The following is a 16,403-nucleotide window of genomic DNA, read 5'->3' on the forward strand; positions in this document are numbered from 1 at the left end:
CGCACTCCGAATCATTTTTGACGTACTTTTGAAGCCATGTATTCGCTTTCCGATTTCGATTTTAATTTGCCGCAAGAAAACATTGCGCAAACTCCGTTGGCCGAGCGCAGCGCCTCGCGCCTGTTGCACCTGGACGGCGACGCCCTGGTGGACCGCCAGTTCGCCGATATCGTCGGGCTGTTGCAGGCGGGCGATCTGCTGGTGATGAACGATACGCGCGTGCTGAAAGCGCGCTTCTTTGGCGTCAAGGAAAGCGGCGGCAAGATCGAGGCGCTGGTCGAACGCGTGCTCGACGAGCGCACCGTGCTGGCCCAGGTGCGCGCGTCGAAGTCGCCGCCGCCCGGCTGCCGCATCCGCCTGGCCGACGCTTTCGACGTCACCGTCGGCCAGCGCGCCGGCGAGTTCTTTACCCTGCACTTCGAGGCCGACGTGTTCGAGCTGATCGAGGCGCATGGCCGCCTGCCGCTGCCGCCGTATATCGAGCACGATGCGGATGCATTCGACGAGACGCGCTACCAGACGGTCTTCAACAAGGTGCCCGGCGCTGTCGCCGCGCCGACGGCGGGCCTGCATTTCGACCAGGCCCTGCTCGATCAATTGAAGGCCAAGGGCGTCCACTTTGCCTATGTGACCCTGCACGTGGGCGCCGGCACCTTCCAGCCCGTGCGCACCGAGGTGCTGGCCGAACACAAGATGCATACCGAGTGGTACACCCTGCCGCAGGAAACCGTCGATGCCGTGCGCGCCGCGCAGCAGGCCGGGCGCGACGTCGTCGCTGTCGGCACGACCAGCCTGCGCGCGCTGGAATCGGCTTCGCAAAGCGGCCAGCTGGTGGCGGGCAGCGCCGATACGGCCCTGTTCATCACGCCCGGCTATGCCTTCAAGACGGTGACGCGGCTGATCACCAACTTCCATTTGCCGAAGTCGACCCTGCTGATGCTGGTGTCGGCCTTTGCCGGCTACGAGCCGATCCGCAGCGCCTACGCGCATGCGATCGCGCAGAACTACCGTTTCTTCAGCTATGGCGACGCGATGCTGCTCACCACGCAATCACGCGCTGCGCTGAACCTTGATACTCCCGTGAAAGACTGACATGCTGGAATTTACATTACTCAAGACCGACACGAGCGGCCTGACCAAGGCGCGCCGCGGCACCTTGAAACTCAACCATGGTGTCGTGCAGACGCCGATCTTCATGCCAGTGGGCACTTACGGCTCGGTGAAAGCCATGTCGCCGCTGGAACTCAACGAGATCGATGCGCAGATCATTCTGGGCAATACGTTTCATTTGTGGTTGCGTCCAGGCAACACCGTCATGGAAAAATTCGGCGGCTTGCATGGCTTCATGGGCTGGAACAAGCCGATCCTGACGGATTCGGGCGGTTTCCAGGTGTTTTCGCTGGGTGCCATGCGCAAGATCACGGAAGAGGGCGTGCATTTCAATTCGCCCATCAACGGCGATAAATTGTTCCTCTCGCCGGAAGTGTCGATGCAGGTGCAGCGCGTCTTGAATTCCGACATCGTGATGCAGTTCGACGAATGCACGCCGTACGAGATTGCCGGCCGTCCGGCCACCATCGAGGAAGCGGCCAAGTCGATGCGCATGTCCTTGCGCTGGGCGCAGCGCTCGAAGGACGAGTTCCACCGCGGCGAAAACCCGAATGCGCTGTTCGGCATCGTGCAGGGCGGCATGTTCGAAATGCTGCGCGACGAGTCGCTGGCCAAGTTGGAAGAGATCGATTTCCCCGGCATCGCCATCGGCGGCCTGTCCGTCGGCGAGCCGAAGGAAGACATGATGCGCATGCTGGCCCACGTGGGCCCGCGCCTGCCGGCCAACAAGCCGCATTACCTGATGGGCGTGGGCACGCCGGAAGACCTGGTGGCGGGCGTGTCGAACGGCATCGACATGTTCGACTGCGTCATGCCGACGCGTAACGCCCGCAATGGCTGGCTGTTCACGCGTTTTGGCGACATCAAGATCAAGAACGCCAAGTACAAGGAAGACCAGGCGCCGCTCGACGACACTTGCAGCTGCTACGCCTGCCGCAATTTCTCGCGCGCCTATCTGCACCATTTGCACCGCTCCAAGGAAATCCTCGGCGCGCGCCTGAACACCATCCACAACCTGCATTACTACCTGGACCTGATGCGCCAGATGCGCGAGGCGCTCGATGAAGACCGTTTCCACGCGTTTACGCTGCAATTCCATGCCGAACGCGCACGCGGAACTTAAGAAAAGCTTAGCTTGAGGCCCGGCGGCGGCATGGCCGGAAGTTTTGTGTATTGGTGCTTGGACTGGGGCGAGAAAGCATTGCATAATGCCTTTTTAGCCCCATTTGAAGCTGCCATGCCTGCAATTGGAGGCTTGGCGGATTGCCAATGCTAGAATACAGCGCTATTTTTTCAAACTGATTAGAACTGGAGTCACCGTGTTTTTCATTTCCAACGCTTATGCGCAAGCCCCAACCGAAGCCCTGGGCCTCGGCGGCAACCTGACCAGCTTCCTGCCGCTGGTATTGATGTTCGTGGTCATGTATTTCCTGATGATCCGCCCACAGCAAAAACGCGCCAAAGAACAACGGGCGATGATGGACGCGCTGGCCAAGGGTGACGAAGTCGTCACCGCCGGCGGCATGCTGGGCCGTGTTTCCAAGGTAGTGGACGCTTACGTCACCATCGAAGTGGCGACCGGCACCGAAATCACGGTGCAAAAGAGCTCCATCACCACCTTGCTGCCTAAAGGCACCCTGAAGGCGCTGTAATTCCTCGCTGTCATTGCGCCTGCAATGATAAACCCGGGGCGGCTATCGGCCGCCCCGCGCGACGCCTCCGACGCTCAACACTGAACGCTGAATCACTATGAATCGCTATCCTGCCTGGAAATACATCATCATCGTCGTCGCCTTATTGCTGGGCGCACTCTACACGGCGCCCAACTATTTCGGTGAGTCACCGGCGCTGCAAGTAACCAGCGGCAAGTCGACTGTCAAAGTGACGGGCGAGCTGATGACGCAAGTCGAGCAAATATTGACGAAAGAAAACGTCAAGTCGGAAGGTGTCACCATGGATGGCGCCGGCAACCTCGCCTCCGTGCGCGTGCGTTTCGCCGATCCCGATACCCAGTTCAAGGCGAAACTGGTGCTGGAAAAGGATCTCAATCCCGATGCCAGCGATCCTGCGTTCATCGTGACGGTCAACCTGCAAGCCAATACCCCCGTCTGGATGCAAAAATTGCATGCCTTGCCCATGTTCCTGGGCCTCGATTTGCGCGGCGGCGTGCACTTCCTGATGCAGGTCGATGCGAAAGCCGTACTGAACAAGAAAGTCCAGGGCGTCCAGTCCGCCGCGCGCAGCGTGTTGCGCGACAAGAATATCCGTCACGCCGGCATCGAGCGCGTGGGCGACAGCGTGCAAATCAACTTCCGCGACGCGGAAACGCGCCTGAAGGCAAAAAATGTCCTGTCCGACCAGATGACGGAACTGGCGTTCGCCGATGCGGGCGACGGCAGCGATTTGAAACTGAACGTCACCCTGAAACCGGCGGCCCTGAAAGCGACCATCGACGAAGGCGTGAAACAGAATATCTCCACCCTGTCCAAGCGCGTCAACGAGCTGGGCGTGGCCGAGCCGCTGATCCAGCAGCAAGGTCCTGACCGCATCGTGGTGCAATTGCCTGGCGTGCAGGACGTGGCCCGCGCGAAAGCCATCATCGGCCGCACGGCCACCCTGGAAGTGCGCCTGGTTGATGAAAGCATCGTGCCTGGCACCGAACTGTCGAGCGCCATTCCGTTCAACTCGGAACTGTTTACTGTCGGCAAAGGCGTGCCTGTCGTGCTGGCGAAAGACGTGATCCTGACGGGCGACTATATTTCCAGCGCCACGGCAAGCTTCGACCAGAACCAGCAAGCGGCCGTGTCGATCGACCTGAACGGCGACGGCGGACGCAAGATGCGCGAAGCGACGCGCGAACGCGTGGGCAAGCGCATGGCCATCGTGCTGTTTGAGAAGGGCAAGCCGGAAGTGCTGTCGGTCGCCACCATCCAGCAGGAACTTGGTTCGCGCTTCCAGATCACCGGCATGGGCGGCGCGGAAAACGCGAATGAACTGGCGCTGCTGCTGCGCTCGGGCGCCCTGTCCGCACCGATGACCGTCATCGAAGAACGCACGATCGGACCGCAACTGGGCGCGGAAAACATCGCCAAGGGCTTCCACTCGACCTTGTATGGCTTCATCGCCATCGCCGTCTTCATGATCGCCTACTACATGCTGTTCGGCGCCTTCAGTGTGCTGGCCCTGGCCACCAACCTGCTGTTGCTGGTCGGCTTGCTGTCGATGATCCAGGTGACCCTCACCTTGCCGGGTATCGCCGCGATCGCGCTGGCGCTGGGCATGGCGATTGACGCCAACGTGCTGATCAATGAACGTATCCGCGAAGAGCTGCGCGCCGGCAATACGCCGCAAGCGGCGATCGCCGCCGGTTTCGACCGCGCCTGGGCCACGATTCTGGACTCGAACGTGACCACCCTGATCGTCGGCCTGGCGCTGCTGGCCTTCGGCAGCGGTCCCGTGCGCGGCTTCGCCGTCGTGCATTGCCTCGGTATCCTGACCTCGATGTTCTCCTCCGTGTTCGTCTCGCGCGGCGTGGTCAACCTCTGGTATGGCCGCAAGAAAAAGCTGACGACCTTGTCGATCGGCACGGTGTGGGTGCCGGGCACCAGCAAATAAGCGACGGCCCCGACTCACCCCATAGCGTCAACAGCGATCGCGTCCGGCGGCCCAGCCGCCGGATGCACAGAATAGAACTCAGAGGATTTCATGGAATTTTTCCGGATCAAAAAAGATATTCCCTTCATGCGCCATGCGTTGATTTTCAACGTGATTTCGGCCGTGACCTTCCTTGCCGCCGTCTTCTTCCTGGTGCACAAGGGCTTGCACCTGTCCGTCGAATTCAAGGGCGGCACCTTGATGGAGGTCAAATACCCGAAAGCGGCCAACCTTGAAGGCATACGCGGCACCCTGATCGCCATGGGCTACGAAGAACCGGGCGTGACCAGCTTCGACACGGCGCGCGACGTGATGATCCGCCTGCCGGTGGAAAAGGGCGTCAGCGCCGCGAACACCTCGCAGCGCGTCTTCGAAGCGCTGTGCAAGGCCGAGCAAGGCACGACCAAGGCCATCGACACCGTCACCGCCAAAGGCGAACATGTGCTCAAGAGCGCCTGCATGGACACCGCCGGCAGCGAAGCGGTCGTCTTGCAGAAAGTCGAATTCGTCGGCCCGCAAGTGGGCGAGGAACTGGCGCAGAACGGCTTGAACGCGCTGGTGGTGGTGATTATCGGCGTGATGATCTACCTGGCCATCCGCTTCGAATGGAAATACGCCGTGTCGGCCATTATCGCCAACTTGCACGACGTGGTGATCATCCTGGGCTTCTTCGCCTTCTTCGAATGGGAATTCTCGCTGACGGTGCTGGCGGCGATCCTGGCGGTGCTCGGCTATTCCGTCAACGAGTCGGTGGTGATCTTTGACCGTATCCGCGAAAACTTCCGCAAGCAGCGCAAGGCGACCGTGCATGAAGTGATCGACAGCGCGATCACCAGCACCATTTCGCGTACCATCATCACCCACGGTTCGACCCAGATGATGGTGCTGTCGATGCTGGTCTTCGGCGGCCAGACCCTGCACCACTTCGCGCTGGCGCTGACCATCGGTATCTGCTTCGGTATTTATTCGTCCGTGTTCGTCGCGGCCTCGATCGCCATGTGGCTGGGCGTCAAGCGCGAAGACTTGATCAAGCCGATCAAGGAAAAAGACGAAACCGACGGCGCCGTGGTGTAAGCGCGGGGATTTTTGCAGGTCGAATGAAGAACGATCACCGTTTGCGGTGGTCGTTTTTTTTATGGTGGATGATGATGAAGCTGAAGCTGGAGCGTCTGATAGTGATGGGCATCATGGCAGGCATCGGCACCTTGGCCGGTGCCGCGCAATTGAGCCGTGCGGACAGCGGCGCCATCGCCCTGCGCGGCCCGATTGCCGAGGGCGACGTGGACAGGCTGCGGCTGCTGGCCACGCCGGGTACGACGCTGTTGCGCGTCAATAGCGATGCAGGCGAGCCGCTGGCGGCCATGCAGCTGGGCCGCTATCTGCGCCGGCAGCAGTGGGATGTTGCCGTTGACACCGTGTGCGCGGGCAGCTGCGCCCTGTATGTCTTCCCGGCCGCGCGGCACAAGCGTATTCCGGCCGATGCCGTGCTGGCGCTGCAGGAATCGGCCTTCCTGCGCGCGCAGGCGAGCCCGGCGCAATTGCGCCGCACCCTGGCCGACGCGGGCGTGGCGGCCGAGGACCTGGAGCGCGAAACGGTGGCGCTGGCGGCCCAGTTGACGGAGACGGCGGCGATGGAAGCGGCGTTTGCCGCCGAGCTGGATATTGCTCCCGCCTTTTACCGCGATTTTGCGCAAGTGGCGGCGCAGGCCGACGGCGTGCGTCAGCGCTTTCCCGACCAGGAGGCAGTCGTCCACTGGTGGCCGGGGGCGGCACGGCTGCAGCGCTGCTACGGCATCGCCGGCGTGGACGAGGGGCCGCGCGCGGTTCGCCTGGCGCCCGACGGCTATCTGTACGTGCCGGCCCTGTCGGCCCTCGTCATGGGCGACCAGGCCTTGCAGGACTGTCCATGAGCCGCAGCGGCCGCTTGTTCCTGCTGATGGACGCCATGCGCGCCAGGCGCGTGCCCGTCACGGCGGCCCAGCTGGCGCAGCAGCTCGGTGTTTCCGAGCGCACGATCTACCGCGATATCCAGACCCTGGCCGAACTGGGCGCACCGTTGCAGGGCGAAGCGGGCATCGGCTACGTGCTGCGCCGCGGCGCCTTTTTGCCGCCGCTGATGTTCGGGCCCGATGAATTGGAAGCGCTGGTGCTGGGCGCGCGCTGGGTGCGCCGGCAGGGCGACGCGGGCCTGGCGCAGGCGGCCAGCAATGCCCTGGCCAAGATCGCGGCCGCCTCGCCGCGCGATTTGCGCGACAGCATGGCCGGGACCAGCCTGTGGGTGCCGCTGGGCCGCCCCGCCGATGGCACGCAGCCGGACGACCCGGCCGACCGTTACGTGCAGCCCGTGCGCGAGGCGATCCGCTACGAACAGAAACTCACGCTTGCCTATCAGGATGAGCACGCCAGCGCCACCTCGCGCACGGTGTGGCCGTTCGCCCTGGCCTTTTTCGAAGGCAAGCGCCTGCTGGCCGCCTGGTGCGAGCTGCGCGGCGATTACCGGCATTTCCGCATCGACCGCATCGCCGGCGTGCAGCAGCACGAGGAGCGCTATCCCACGCGCCGCCATGTGCTGCTGGATGCCTGGCGCAAGGCGCATGATATTGATCCCGAATCCTGATATTCGCTCCTGACAAAAACTGTCAGTGACGGCGACTACGATGGTGGCTTCTTCACTCACCGGAGCCATTTATCATGCGCCTGTATCACCACCCCATGTCCTCGAATGCCCGCCGTGCCCTGATGACGGCGATCCACCTCGGCCTGTCTCTGGAGCTGGCCGAAGTCGACCTGATGAATGCGGACGACCGCCGCCGCCTGGCCGAACTGAACCCGAACGGCAAGGTGCCCGTGCTGGCCGATGGCGCTTTCCTGCTGTGGGAATCGTGCGCCATCATGCAATACCTGGCCGAGCAGGTGCCGGGCCAGACGATTTATCCGCAGGCGCCGCAAGCGCGCGCCGACGTCAACCGCTGGTTGTTCTGGGCCGCGCAGCACTTCGCGCCCGCCATCAGCGTGCTGGCCTGGGAGCGCGCCTGGAAAGGCATGACTGGCAATGGTCCGGCGGACCCGCTGGAAGAGGCGCGCGGCGAGCGCGACCTGCATGAATGCGCCGTCGTGCTGGACGCGCACCTGGCGCAGCGCAGCTGGATCCATGGAGACGATGTGACCCTGGCCGACTTTGCCGTGGCCGCGCCGCTGATGTACAGCGAGGCCGTGCGATTGCCGCTGGCGCAGTACCGGCATATCGCGGCGTGGTTTGCCCGCGTGCGGCAGCTGCGCGCCTGGCAGGAAACGGAGGTGGAACTGTTGCCGGGATAATCTGCGCGCTAAGTGTGCCAGCGCACGGAGCTGGCGCGGCGCAGCGCATAAGATAGGGCTGTCTCTTTCAGGACATCCCTAGCTTTGGACTTTACCCGCTTTCGAGCGGGTTTTTTTTGTTCGGGGAATGAAAATGGGCTTGATAATCTGATAACCGCTGCACAGATGGGCACCTCCCACTTCCAGCAGGTACGCCATGTTCATGCCACGCCATCCGAAACCCCTGTTGAGTACCAAGGCGGTTGCCACGCAGGTCGTCCAGCAAAAGCAAGGGACGCAGCCCATGGACAAGCATGTGCTGATCGTCGAAACGGTCAAGTCGGCGGCACCGCCGCCAGCGGGCAAGAAGCCTGCAGGTTAGTGCACGAGTACCTTCAGCAGCGACTGTACTTCATCGTCCGATTCTTCCATGATGCTCGACAAGGTCGCATCGTCGCCGATCAGGCAATCGATGCTGCGCGCGGCGCGCGCTGCCCGTACGGCAATGGCGGCCGGGCTTTCGTTGAGAGGCGACGAGACGGGCGCCAGATCATTCGCCAGCAGCAGGGTGTCGCCCAATGATTCGGGCGGGATGGCGCGCAAGCCCTCCCACAGGGCATCGATGGCGCCCCGCACCGCTTCCGGCACCTTCAGCTTGGCCAGCACGCCATGGCCGATGGCTTGTTCGCCATGTTCGACCCAGTCCTCCGGTTCGCCATCGAGGATGCCGGGGAATTCGGCCGCGCGCGACAGCAGATAAAAGCCGCCCACTTCATGCATGATGCCGGCAAACAGGGCCGTATCGGGATCCACCTTGGTGACGCGGCGGGCCAGCACCTGCGACAGGGCCGCCACATGGGCCGTATGTTCCCATAGCTGGTTGGCCTTCGCCTGCAGCGCGGGATCGGTGATGGTGCTGCCCAGCTGGCGCACGATCAGCGATGCCACCACCGACTGCAAGGTACGCACGCCGAGCCGCTGCACGGCGTTGCGCACGCTGGTGATTTCATTGCCGGAGCGGTTGAACGCCACGGAATTGGCGATGGCCACCGTGCGCGCGGCCAGCAGCGGGTCTGCCTGCACCAGCTTGGCGGCGGCCTCGATATGGCAGTCGGGATCGGACAGCGCCTCTTGCAGCTTGAGCGAAGCGTCCACATTGGCAGGAAAGGTCAGCTCGCCACGAGCGGCTTGTGCGGCGATGCTTTTAAAGGCGTCGAGTCTGTTCATTGAAAAAATTATACTCGCAATATTTCCGTGCGGAACTTTTTAACCATGATCTTTTCGCAAACAGCTTAGCAAAAGGCAAGCAAAGCCCCGTAAACGGAAAAAAGGCATGCCTATATTGTTGACATGCCTTTTTTTAACGACAGCGATCGTCACAGCGCTGGACAGGACCATCGCGCAGCAGGTCCTGTTCAGCGCTACTACAGAGCTTCGCTGAAGATCGCGTCGCAGCCTTCCACCAGCTCGTCGCTGTCTTCCAGCTCATCGGTCAAGCCCAGGTCGAACAGTTCTTCGACGGCGTTCATGAAGCTGTTGTGCTTGGTGGCGCCGATCAGGCGGTAGATTTCGCCGTCTTCGTTGCGCACGCCGATGATCAGTTTTTCCTGGCGCACCAGTTCCGGCGTGCTGGCGTTGAGCAGCAGGTTGCCGATGATGTGTTTATCGAAATGTGCGGGCTTTTTGCCTTCGAGCAGTGTGGTTTTCAACTTGGTTTCCTTTGTCTTGTTTGAATGTCTGTGCTTGGTGAATGGTCAGCCGTGGCCGTTGGCGATCGCGTGTTTCAAGCCTGCCAGGGTAGTTTCCAACCGCATGAAATCGTCTTCGGTATAGCCGTCGAACAGCTGTTGGCCCCGCTTGGTCAGCTTGGGGAACACGTCATGGAACACCTGTTCGCCCTCGCAGCTCAGGCGCACATAATAGGAGCGCTTGTCGCGTGGACAACGTTCGCGTATCACCAGCCCCTTTTGTTCCAGCCGCTCCACCACGCCCGTCAAAGTCCCCTTGGTAATCAGGGTTTTCTGGCCCAGTTCCTTGTAGGACATGCCGCGGGTGTTGCCGAGCGTGGCAATGATGTCGAATTGCGCATGCGTCAAGCCGTACTGGCGCACGAAGTCGCTAGAAAACCGCTCGAAGCCTTGCATGCATTCGGCCAGCAGCCGGATACTTTTTAAATATCGTTCACCCATGGCAGTGATTATATCCTTCCGCTCCGCTTTTTTCCGCCGCGCCAGGATGCGCCCTTGCAGGAGGGGCGCGATGGGGCGGAAGTCCGGTATCATGTGGGCAACTCAGCCCTTGCCCCGATCCCGCCCGCCGATGTCCTTCGCTAATCTTTCCCGTATCGGCCTCGACAAACCGCTGCGCTTGCTGCTGGTGCATGCCGGCGATGCCGAGTCGATCACCTGGGCCGGCCTGGTGCAGCCGTTGCGCCTGTGCGCGCGGGCGCTGGGGCCGCAGGCGTTCCAGCTGGACGTGCGCACGCCGGAACAGGCGGCCGCGCAGGGCGGCAACTGGCATATCGCGCTGCTGGTGGCCGATGAAACGCAAGCGCCGCTGCGCGCCGAGCTGTGCCGGACCGTGATCGAGCGCTGCCGCTCGGCGCCGTTCTGGGGCGGCGTGGGGGCGGCCGTGCTGTGGCTGGCCGACGCGGGCGTCATGGATGGCGTGCGCATCGCCTTGCCCTGGGCCTTGTATGCCGATGCGGAGGCGAAGGCGGAACGGGCCATCCTGACGCCGCATTTGTTCGACATCGACGGCCCGCACATCACCTGCTGCGGCGGCGCGGCCAGCATCGACTTTTCGCTGACCCTGATCGAAACCATCTTTGGCGCCGACGTGCAGGCGCTCGTCAAGGAAGCCTTGTGCGTGGACAAGGTGCGCGGCAAGGAAGAGCGCCAGCGCGTGGCCTTGCAGGCGCGCTTCGGCGTGCTGCAGCCGAAGCTTTCCGAAGCGGTGACCTTGATGGAAGCCAATATCGAGGAGCCGCTGTCGACCGACGACATCGCCAGCCTGGTGGGCCTGTCGCGGCGCCAGCTCGAGCGCTTGTTCAAGCAATACCTGGGCAGCCTGCCGTCGCGCTACTACCTGGAGCTGCGCCTGCAGCGCTCACGGCAACTATTGCTTGATACACATTATTCCATCGTGCAAGTTGGCCTGATGTGCGGCTTTTCCTCCGGTTCGCACTTTTCCACGGCGTTTGGCACCCTGTTTGGCAATACGCCGCGCGAAGAGCGGCAAAGAAAGCTGATGCCGCCAGTTTGATTAAAGCAAGCCCGGCTGTGATGAATTGTGAAAATCCTTGTCGCAGATTCAAAAGAGTTTTAGCATCCCGCTTTTTATAATGCAGTACACACGTAGCTGTCGTAGCTGCGGAGTACCTAACATATTGATGGGGAAATGCTATGAATGCCAAGCTTGATTCGACCGTAACGGCTCGTCCAGTCACCCGGGAAACCTTTKACCAGGTCCTCGTTCCTACCTACSCCCCYGCAGCCATGGTGCCCGTGCGCGGTTCCGGACTGGACCTGTGGGACCAGTCGGGCAAGCATTACCTCGATTTCACCTCCGGCATCGCCGTCAACAGCCTGGGCCACTGCCATCCGGCCCTGGTCGACGTGCTGACCAAGCAAATCAATAATTTGTGGCATTTGGGCAACGGCTACACGAACGAGCCCGTGCTGCGTCTGGCGCTGGCCCTGACGGAAGCGACCTTTGCTGACCGCGCCTTCTTCTGCAACTCGGGCGCGGAAGCCAACGAAGCGGCCCTGAAACTGGCGCGCAAGTACGCGCACACCAAGTTCGGCGCGCACAAGTCGCGCATCATCTCGTGCTTCAGCTCCTTCCACGGCCGCACCCTGTTCACGGTCTCCGTCGGCGGCCAGGCCAAGTACACGGAAGGCTTCGAGCCGCTGCCGCCATCGATCGACCACATCGCCTACAACGACATCGAAGCGGCACGTGCCGCCATCGGCGATGACGTGTGCGCCGTGATCGTCGAGCCGGTGCAGGGCGAAGGCGGCGTGGTGCCAGGCAATCCCGAGTTCCTCAAGGAACTGCGCGCCCTGTGCGACAAGACCGGCGCCCTCTTGATTTTCGACGAAGTCCAGAGCGGCATGGGCCGCACTGGCGCGTTGTTCGCCTATATGGGCTACGGCGTCACGCCGGACATCCTGACGGCCGCCAAGGCGCTGGGCAACGGCTACCCGATCGGCGCCATGCTGACCACGAACGAACTGGCGCAGACGCTGGCCGTCGGCACCCACGGCACCACCTATGGCGGCAACCCGCTGGCCGCCACCGTGGCCCTGACTGTGCTCGACACGATCAACACGCCAGCGTTCCTGGCACGCGTGAAAGAAGCGAGCGTCAGCACCATCGCCATGCTGCAAGGCTTGATCACGGATTACCCGCAAGTGTTCTCCGTGGTGCGCGGCAGCGGTTTGCTGCTGGGCCTGGTCGTCAGCGAGGCCTGGAAGGGCCGCGCGAAAGACATCCAGAAAGCGGCCGAAGCGCAAGGCTTGATGGTGCTGATCGCCGGCATGGACGTGGTGCGCCTGGCGCCGGCCCTGATCGTCTCGGACGAGCAGATCGCCGAAGCGGGCCGCTTGCTGCGCGCCGCCATCGACGGCTTGCTGAAAGCCTGAGGCTAGCCTCGCTCCCTGTTTGATCACCGGCCCGCCGCTTTGCTGCGGGCCGGCTTGGTTCTACCCCAGCATTGTCAGCATTGAAGGAGTACCCATGTATGTTGTCCGTCCGGTAGAAATTGCGGATATTGCAGCCCTAGAAGCGCTGGCCGCGGTAACCATGCCGGGTGTCCATACCCTGCCGAAGACGCGCGAAAAGATCGCCGCCTCCGTCGAGCGCTCCATCGCCTCGTTTGCCGCCCATGTCGACATCCCCAGCGAAGAGTCGTACCTCTTCGTGCTTGAATCCCTGCTCGACAAGAGCATTGCCGGCACGGCCGCCATCTTCGCCTCGGCCGGCTCGAACGGCACCTATTTTTCCTTCCGCAACGACGTCATCCAACAAGTCTCGCGCGACCTGAACATCAGCCACAGCGTGCATGCGCTGACCCTGTGTTCCGAACTGACGGCGTACTCGCAGCTGTCCGGCTTCTTTGTGCGCAACATGGAGCAGGCGGGCCTGGAAGCGGCCCTGCTGTCGCGCGCGCGGCTGCTGTTCGCCGTGCTGGCGCCGCACCGCTTCGGCGACCGCTTCTTCGTGCCGCTGGCCGGCATCACGGACGCCAACGGCCAGTCGCCATTCTGGGATGCGTTGGGCCGCAAGTTCTTCCAGATGGATTTCCTCGATGCCGAAAAAGTCATCGGTGGCGCCCGCAACCGTACCCTGATCGTCGAACTGATGCCGCACTACCCCGTGTACGTGCCGCTGCTGCCCGGCGACGCGCAGGCGGCCATGGGTCAGATCCACCCGAGCGGCGAACTGGCGTTCAATCTGCTGACGGAAGAAGGCTTTGAAGCCGACGATTACATCGACATCTTCGACGGCGGCCCGATCCTGCAGGCGCACAAGCATGCGCTGCGCTCGTTTACGGGTTCGCTCACGCGCCGCGTCGTCGCAGGCGTCACGCCCAGCCGCACGGGCCTGAAAGTGCACTATGCGGTCGCTTCCGGCGCCGAGCGCAATTTCCGCGCCGTCACCTTCACCTGCGATGCGCTCGAAGCGCAGGACAGCATCGGCTTGCCGGCCGAGCTGCTCGAGGCGCTGGCCGTGGCCGAAGGCGACAGCGTCATTTGCGTGCGTATCTAAGGGAGTCCATTTTATGCTAGTAGTACGCGCCATCAACGCCAATGACCTCGATGCCCTGTATGGCCTGGCCAGCCAGGTCGGCACGGGCATGACCACCCTCAAGCCGGACATGAAAATGCTGGGCGACCGCCTGGCGATTGCCTGCGCCTCGTTCGCCGAAACCATCGCGCCCGAAAAGCGCGACTACATGTTCGTCATGGAGGATACCGACACGGGCCGCCTGGCCGGCGTATGCGCCATCAAGGGCGCCGTGGGCCTGGAAGAACCATTCTATAACTACCGCATCGGCACCCTGGTCCATTCCAGCCGCGAACTCGACGTGTTTACGCGCATGGAAACCCTGTACCTGTCGAACGACCTGACGGGCAGCACGGAACTGTGTTCGCTGTTTTTGCATCCCGACTACCGCAGCGGCAACAACGGCAAGCTGCTGTCGAAAAGCCGTTTTTTGTTCATCGCCCAGTTCCCGCACCTGTTTACGGAAAAGCTGATCGCCGAAATGCGCGGCTACCAGGCGCCGGACGGCAGTTCGCCGTTCTATGAGGGACTCGGCCGCCACTTCTTCAAGATGGATTTCCACCATGTCGACGATTTGACGAGCCTGGGAAAAAAATCCTTCATCGCCGAACTGATGCCGCGCCAGCCCATGTACGTGGCCTACCTGCCCGACGAGGCGCAGGAAGTCATCGGCAAGGTGCATCTGAGCACGGCGCCCGCGCGCCGTTTGCTGGAACAGGAAGGCTTGCACTTCGAAGGCTATGTCGACATTTTCGACGCCGGTCCCGTGCTGCAGGCGCGCGTCTCCGAACTGCGGGCCATGCGCGACAGCATGCCGGCCGTGCTCGATGCCGAGGCGGCAGCGGAAGCGTGCGGCGATGTGGCCCAGGCCGAGCCTTACCTGGTGTCGAACACCGACCTGAAAGATTTCCGCATGATTGTCACCAGCGCCAATCCGCACAGCGGCAAGATCGCGCTGGACGACGCTGAACTGCATCTGCTGCGCTGCCATCACGGCGACACCGTGCGCACCTTGTCACTCAACCCGAGGAAGCATCCCCATGTCTAAATCGTCCAGCCTTAATGTGTTTAATTCGTCTACCGCAGCATCGAACTTCATCAACGGCGCCTGGCTGCCGGGCACGGGTCGCGAACTCGTTACCATCGATCCGTCGAACGGCAAGCAGACCTGGGCCAGCCTGGAAGCGACCGAGAGTGAGGTCGAACAGGCTTGCCAGGCCGCCCGCGCCGCCTTTGACGCGTGGGCCGACATGCCCGTCGAAGAACGCATCGCCATCTGCGTGCGCTTCCGCGACCTGCTGAAGGAGCATGCCGAAGCGCTGGCGCTCTTGATCTCGGAAGAAGTGGGTAAACCCTTGTGGGAGTCGCGCACGGAAGTGGCCACCATGGCCAACAAGATCGATATCTCGGTGCAGTCCTACCACGCGCGCACGGGCATCACGCAAGGCAAGATCGCCGACGGCGACGCCGTGCTGCGGCACCGCCCGCATGGCGTGTTCGGCGTCTTCGGCCCGTACAATTTCCCTGGCCACCTGCCGAACGGCCACATCGTGCCGGCGCTGATCGCCGGTAACACCATCGTCTTCAAGCCCAGCGAATATGCGCCGCGCACGGCCGTCAAGACTGTGCAGCTGTGGCAGCAGGCCGGCTTGCCGGACGGCGTCGTCAACCTCGTCAACGGCGGGCGCGACACGGGCGTGGCCCTGGGCGCCAATGCGCACCTCGACGGCGTGCTGTTTACGGGTTCCTGCCAGACCGGCATCAGCCTGCACCGCCAGTTCGGCGGCCAGCCGGGCAAGATGCTGGCGCTGGAAATGGGCGGCAACAATGCGCTCGTCGTATGGGATGTGAAAGACGTGGACGCGGCCGTGCACCACGCGATCTTCTCCGCCTTCGTCTCGGCCGGCCAGCGCTGCACGTGTGCGCGCCGCCTGGTGGTGCAGGATAACGCCGCCGGTGTTGCCTTCATTGCGCGCCTGGTGGAAGTGGCGGCGAAACTGGGCATCGGCGCGTCCGACGCCCAGCCGCAGCCGTTCATGGGCCCTGTCGTCTCGAGCGCCGTGGCCGCGCGCCTGGTGCAGGCGCAGGCGGACATGGTGACCAGGGGCGGCACCACCTTGCTGCAGATGCGCCAGTTGAATCCCGAGGCGGGCTTTGTCACGGCCGGCATCGTCGACGTCACCAACGCCACCGGCATCCCCGACGAAGAATGGTTCGGCCCGCTGCTGCAAGTGATCCGCGTGGCCGATTTCGATGCAGCCCTGAAGGTCGCCAACGCCACCGAATTCGGCCTGGCTGCCGCGCTGCTGTCGGACGATCCGGCCCTGTGGCAAACCTTCCAGACGCGCGCGCGCGCCGGCATCGTCAACTGGAACCGCCCGACCACGGGCGCGGCCAGCACGGCGCCATTCGGCGGCATCGGCAAGTCGGGCAACCACCGTCCGAGCGCCTATTACGCGGCCGATTACTGCGCCTATCCGGTCGCGTCGATCGAGAACAGCGTATTGGAACTGCCGGCCAAGCTGTCACCCGGCCTGAATTTTTAAGGAAAT

At 62.7% G+C, this 16,403-nt stretch carries 17 protein-coding genes; 14 read left to right on the forward strand and 3 right to left on the reverse strand.

Annotated elements, in window-relative coordinates:
* The first annotated feature begins 36 nt into the window (after positions 1–36).
* The 9 genes from queA to CBW66_RS29005 all read left to right on the forward strand — a co-directional run bounded on the left by queA (position 37) and on the right by CBW66_RS29005 (position 8,443).
* The gene (queA, locus tag CBW66_RS15660) at positions 37–1,092 is read left to right on the forward strand and encodes a tRNA preQ1(34) S-adenosylmethionine ribosyltransferase-isomerase QueA (RefSeq protein WP_086138653.1); all 1,056 of its coding nucleotides are present in this window, start codon (positions 37–39) and stop codon (positions 1,090–1,092) included.
* A gap of 1 nt (position 1,093) precedes the next feature.
* Positions 1,094–2,233: a tRNA guanosine(34) transglycosylase Tgt gene (tgt, locus tag CBW66_RS15665; RefSeq protein WP_086138654.1), complete on the forward strand. Its 1,140-nt coding sequence runs from the start codon at positions 1,094–1,096 to the stop codon at positions 2,231–2,233.
* 196 nt (positions 2,234–2,429) lie between these two features.
* On the forward strand, positions 2,430–2,762 hold the full coding sequence (yajC, locus tag CBW66_RS15670; protein ID WP_086138655.1) for a preprotein translocase subunit YajC: 333 nt from the start codon (positions 2,430–2,432) through the stop codon (positions 2,760–2,762).
* Positions 2,763–2,859: 97 nt separating this feature from the next.
* A complete protein-coding gene (secD, locus tag CBW66_RS15675) occupies positions 2,860–4,725 on the forward strand; it encodes a protein translocase subunit SecD (RefSeq protein WP_086138656.1) in 1,866 nt (621 codons plus the stop codon).
* Between the two features lie 90 nt (positions 4,726–4,815).
* The gene (gene secF, locus CBW66_RS15680; RefSeq protein ID WP_086138657.1) at positions 4,816–5,838 is read left to right on the forward strand and encodes a protein translocase subunit SecF; all 1,023 of its coding nucleotides are present in this window, start codon (positions 4,816–4,818) and stop codon (positions 5,836–5,838) included.
* Between the two features lie 23 nt (positions 5,839–5,861).
* Positions 5,862–6,674 (forward strand): hypothetical protein, encoded by an 813-nt coding sequence (locus CBW66_RS15685; RefSeq protein WP_086138658.1) that lies wholly within the window; start codon positions 5,862–5,864, stop codon positions 6,672–6,674.
* Complete coding sequence (locus CBW66_RS15690; protein WP_170932883.1) at positions 6,671–7,381, forward strand: YafY family protein; 711 nt, start codon at positions 6,671–6,673, stop codon at positions 7,379–7,381. The genes CBW66_RS15685 and CBW66_RS15690 overlap by 4 nt, the downstream gene beginning before the upstream one ends.
* A gap of 74 nt (positions 7,382–7,455) precedes the next feature.
* Positions 7,456–8,082, forward strand: a complete 627-nt coding sequence (locus CBW66_RS15695; RefSeq protein WP_086138659.1) for a glutathione S-transferase family protein — start codon at positions 7,456–7,458, stop codon at positions 8,080–8,082.
* Between the two features lie 196 nt (positions 8,083–8,278).
* Positions 8,279–8,443 (forward strand): hypothetical protein, encoded by a 165-nt coding sequence (locus CBW66_RS29005; RefSeq protein ID WP_170932884.1) that lies wholly within the window; start codon positions 8,279–8,281, stop codon positions 8,441–8,443.
* On the opposite strand, the gene CBW66_RS15700 is transcribed toward CBW66_RS29005, so the two are convergent.
* From CBW66_RS15700 to CBW66_RS15710, 3 genes are all read right to left on the reverse strand, one after another.
* Positions 8,440–9,288, reverse strand: coding sequence for an HDOD domain-containing protein (locus CBW66_RS15700; RefSeq protein WP_086138660.1), 849 nt, complete (start codon positions 9,286–9,288; stop codon positions 8,440–8,442). The genes CBW66_RS29005 and CBW66_RS15700 overlap by 4 nt on opposite strands.
* A 197-nt stretch (positions 9,289–9,485) precedes the next feature.
* Positions 9,486–9,770, reverse strand: coding sequence for a hypothetical protein (locus tag CBW66_RS15705; RefSeq protein ID WP_070220679.1), 285 nt, complete (start codon positions 9,768–9,770; stop codon positions 9,486–9,488).
* A gap of 45 nt (positions 9,771–9,815) precedes the next feature.
* The gene (locus CBW66_RS15710) at positions 9,816–10,250 is read right to left on the reverse strand and encodes a MarR family winged helix-turn-helix transcriptional regulator (protein WP_170932885.1); all 435 of its coding nucleotides are present in this window, start codon (positions 10,248–10,250) and stop codon (positions 9,816–9,818) included.
* A 130-nt stretch (positions 10,251–10,380) separates the two neighbouring features.
* On the opposite strand from CBW66_RS15710, the gene CBW66_RS15715 reads away from it, so the two are divergent.
* The 5 genes from CBW66_RS15715 to astD all read left to right on the forward strand — a co-directional run bounded on the left by CBW66_RS15715 (position 10,381) and on the right by astD (position 16,397).
* On the forward strand, positions 10,381–11,325 hold the full coding sequence (locus CBW66_RS15715) for a GlxA family transcriptional regulator (protein WP_086138661.1): 945 nt from the start codon (positions 10,381–10,383) through the stop codon (positions 11,323–11,325).
* A gap of 140 nt (positions 11,326–11,465) precedes the next feature.
* Positions 11,466–12,707, forward strand: coding sequence for an acetylornithine/succinylornithine family transaminase (gene astC / locus CBW66_RS15720; RefSeq protein ID WP_086153646.1), 1,242 nt, complete (start codon positions 11,466–11,468; stop codon positions 12,705–12,707).
* A gap of 94 nt (positions 12,708–12,801) precedes the next feature.
* Complete coding sequence (locus CBW66_RS15725) at positions 12,802–13,833, forward strand: arginine N-succinyltransferase (RefSeq protein ID WP_086138663.1); 1,032 nt, start codon at positions 12,802–12,804, stop codon at positions 13,831–13,833.
* A 13-nt stretch (positions 13,834–13,846) separates the two neighbouring features.
* Positions 13,847–14,899 carry an arginine N-succinyltransferase gene (gene astA, locus CBW66_RS15730; RefSeq protein WP_086138664.1) on the forward strand — a complete coding sequence of 351 codons (1,053 nt, stop codon included), beginning with the start codon at positions 13,847–13,849 and terminating at the stop codon, positions 14,897–14,899.
* On the forward strand, positions 14,892–16,397 hold the full coding sequence (astD, locus tag CBW66_RS15735; RefSeq protein ID WP_086138665.1) for a succinylglutamate-semialdehyde dehydrogenase: 1,506 nt from the start codon (positions 14,892–14,894) through the stop codon (positions 16,395–16,397). The genes astA and astD overlap by 8 nt, the downstream gene beginning before the upstream one ends.
* The last annotated feature ends 6 nt before the right edge of the window (positions 16,398–16,403 follow it).

The sequence above is a fragment of the Janthinobacterium sp. GW456P genome, from assembly GCF_002127655.1.
Taxonomy (GTDB): domain Bacteria; phylum Pseudomonadota; class Gammaproteobacteria; order Burkholderiales; family Burkholderiaceae_D; genus Janthinobacterium.

Coding starts and splice junctions, on each gene's coding strand:
- queA (WP_086138653.1), top strand. CDS start 37: ATGTATTCGCTTTCCGATTTCGATTTTAATTTGCCGCAAGAAAACATT.
- tgt (WP_086138654.1), top strand. CDS start 1,094: ATGCTGGAATTTACATTACTCAAGACCGACACGAGCGGCCTGACCAAG.
- secD (WP_086138656.1), top strand. CDS start 2,860: ATGAATCGCTATCCTGCCTGGAAATACATCATCATCGTCGTCGCCTTA.
- secF (WP_086138657.1), top strand. CDS start 4,816: ATGGAATTTTTCCGGATCAAAAAAGATATTCCCTTCATGCGCCATGCG.
- CBW66_RS15685 (WP_086138658.1), top strand. CDS start 5,862: ATGAAGAACGATCACCGTTTGCGGTGGTCGTTTTTTTTATGGTGGATG.
- CBW66_RS15690 (WP_170932883.1), top strand. CDS start 6,671: ATGAGCCGCAGCGGCCGCTTGTTCCTGCTGATGGACGCCATGCGCGCC.
- CBW66_RS15695 (WP_086138659.1), top strand. CDS start 7,456: ATGCGCCTGTATCACCACCCCATGTCCTCGAATGCCCGCCGTGCCCTG.
- CBW66_RS29005 (WP_170932884.1), top strand. CDS start 8,279: ATGTTCATGCCACGCCATCCGAAACCCCTGTTGAGTACCAAGGCGGTT.
- CBW66_RS15700 (WP_086138660.1), bottom strand. CDS start 9,288: ATGAACAGACTCGACGCCTTTAAAAGCATCGCCGCACAAGCCGCTCGT.
- CBW66_RS15710 (WP_170932885.1), bottom strand. CDS start 10,250: ATGGGTGAACGATATTTAAAAAGTATCCGGCTGCTGGCCGAATGCATG.
- CBW66_RS15715 (WP_086138661.1), top strand. CDS start 10,381: ATGTCCTTCGCTAATCTTTCCCGTATCGGCCTCGACAAACCGCTGCGC.
- CBW66_RS15725 (WP_086138663.1), top strand. CDS start 12,802: ATGTATGTTGTCCGTCCGGTAGAAATTGCGGATATTGCAGCCCTAGAA.
- astA (WP_086138664.1), top strand. CDS start 13,847: ATGCTAGTAGTACGCGCCATCAACGCCAATGACCTCGATGCCCTGTAT.
- astD (WP_086138665.1), top strand. CDS start 14,892: ATGTCTAAATCGTCCAGCCTTAATGTGTTTAATTCGTCTACCGCAGCA.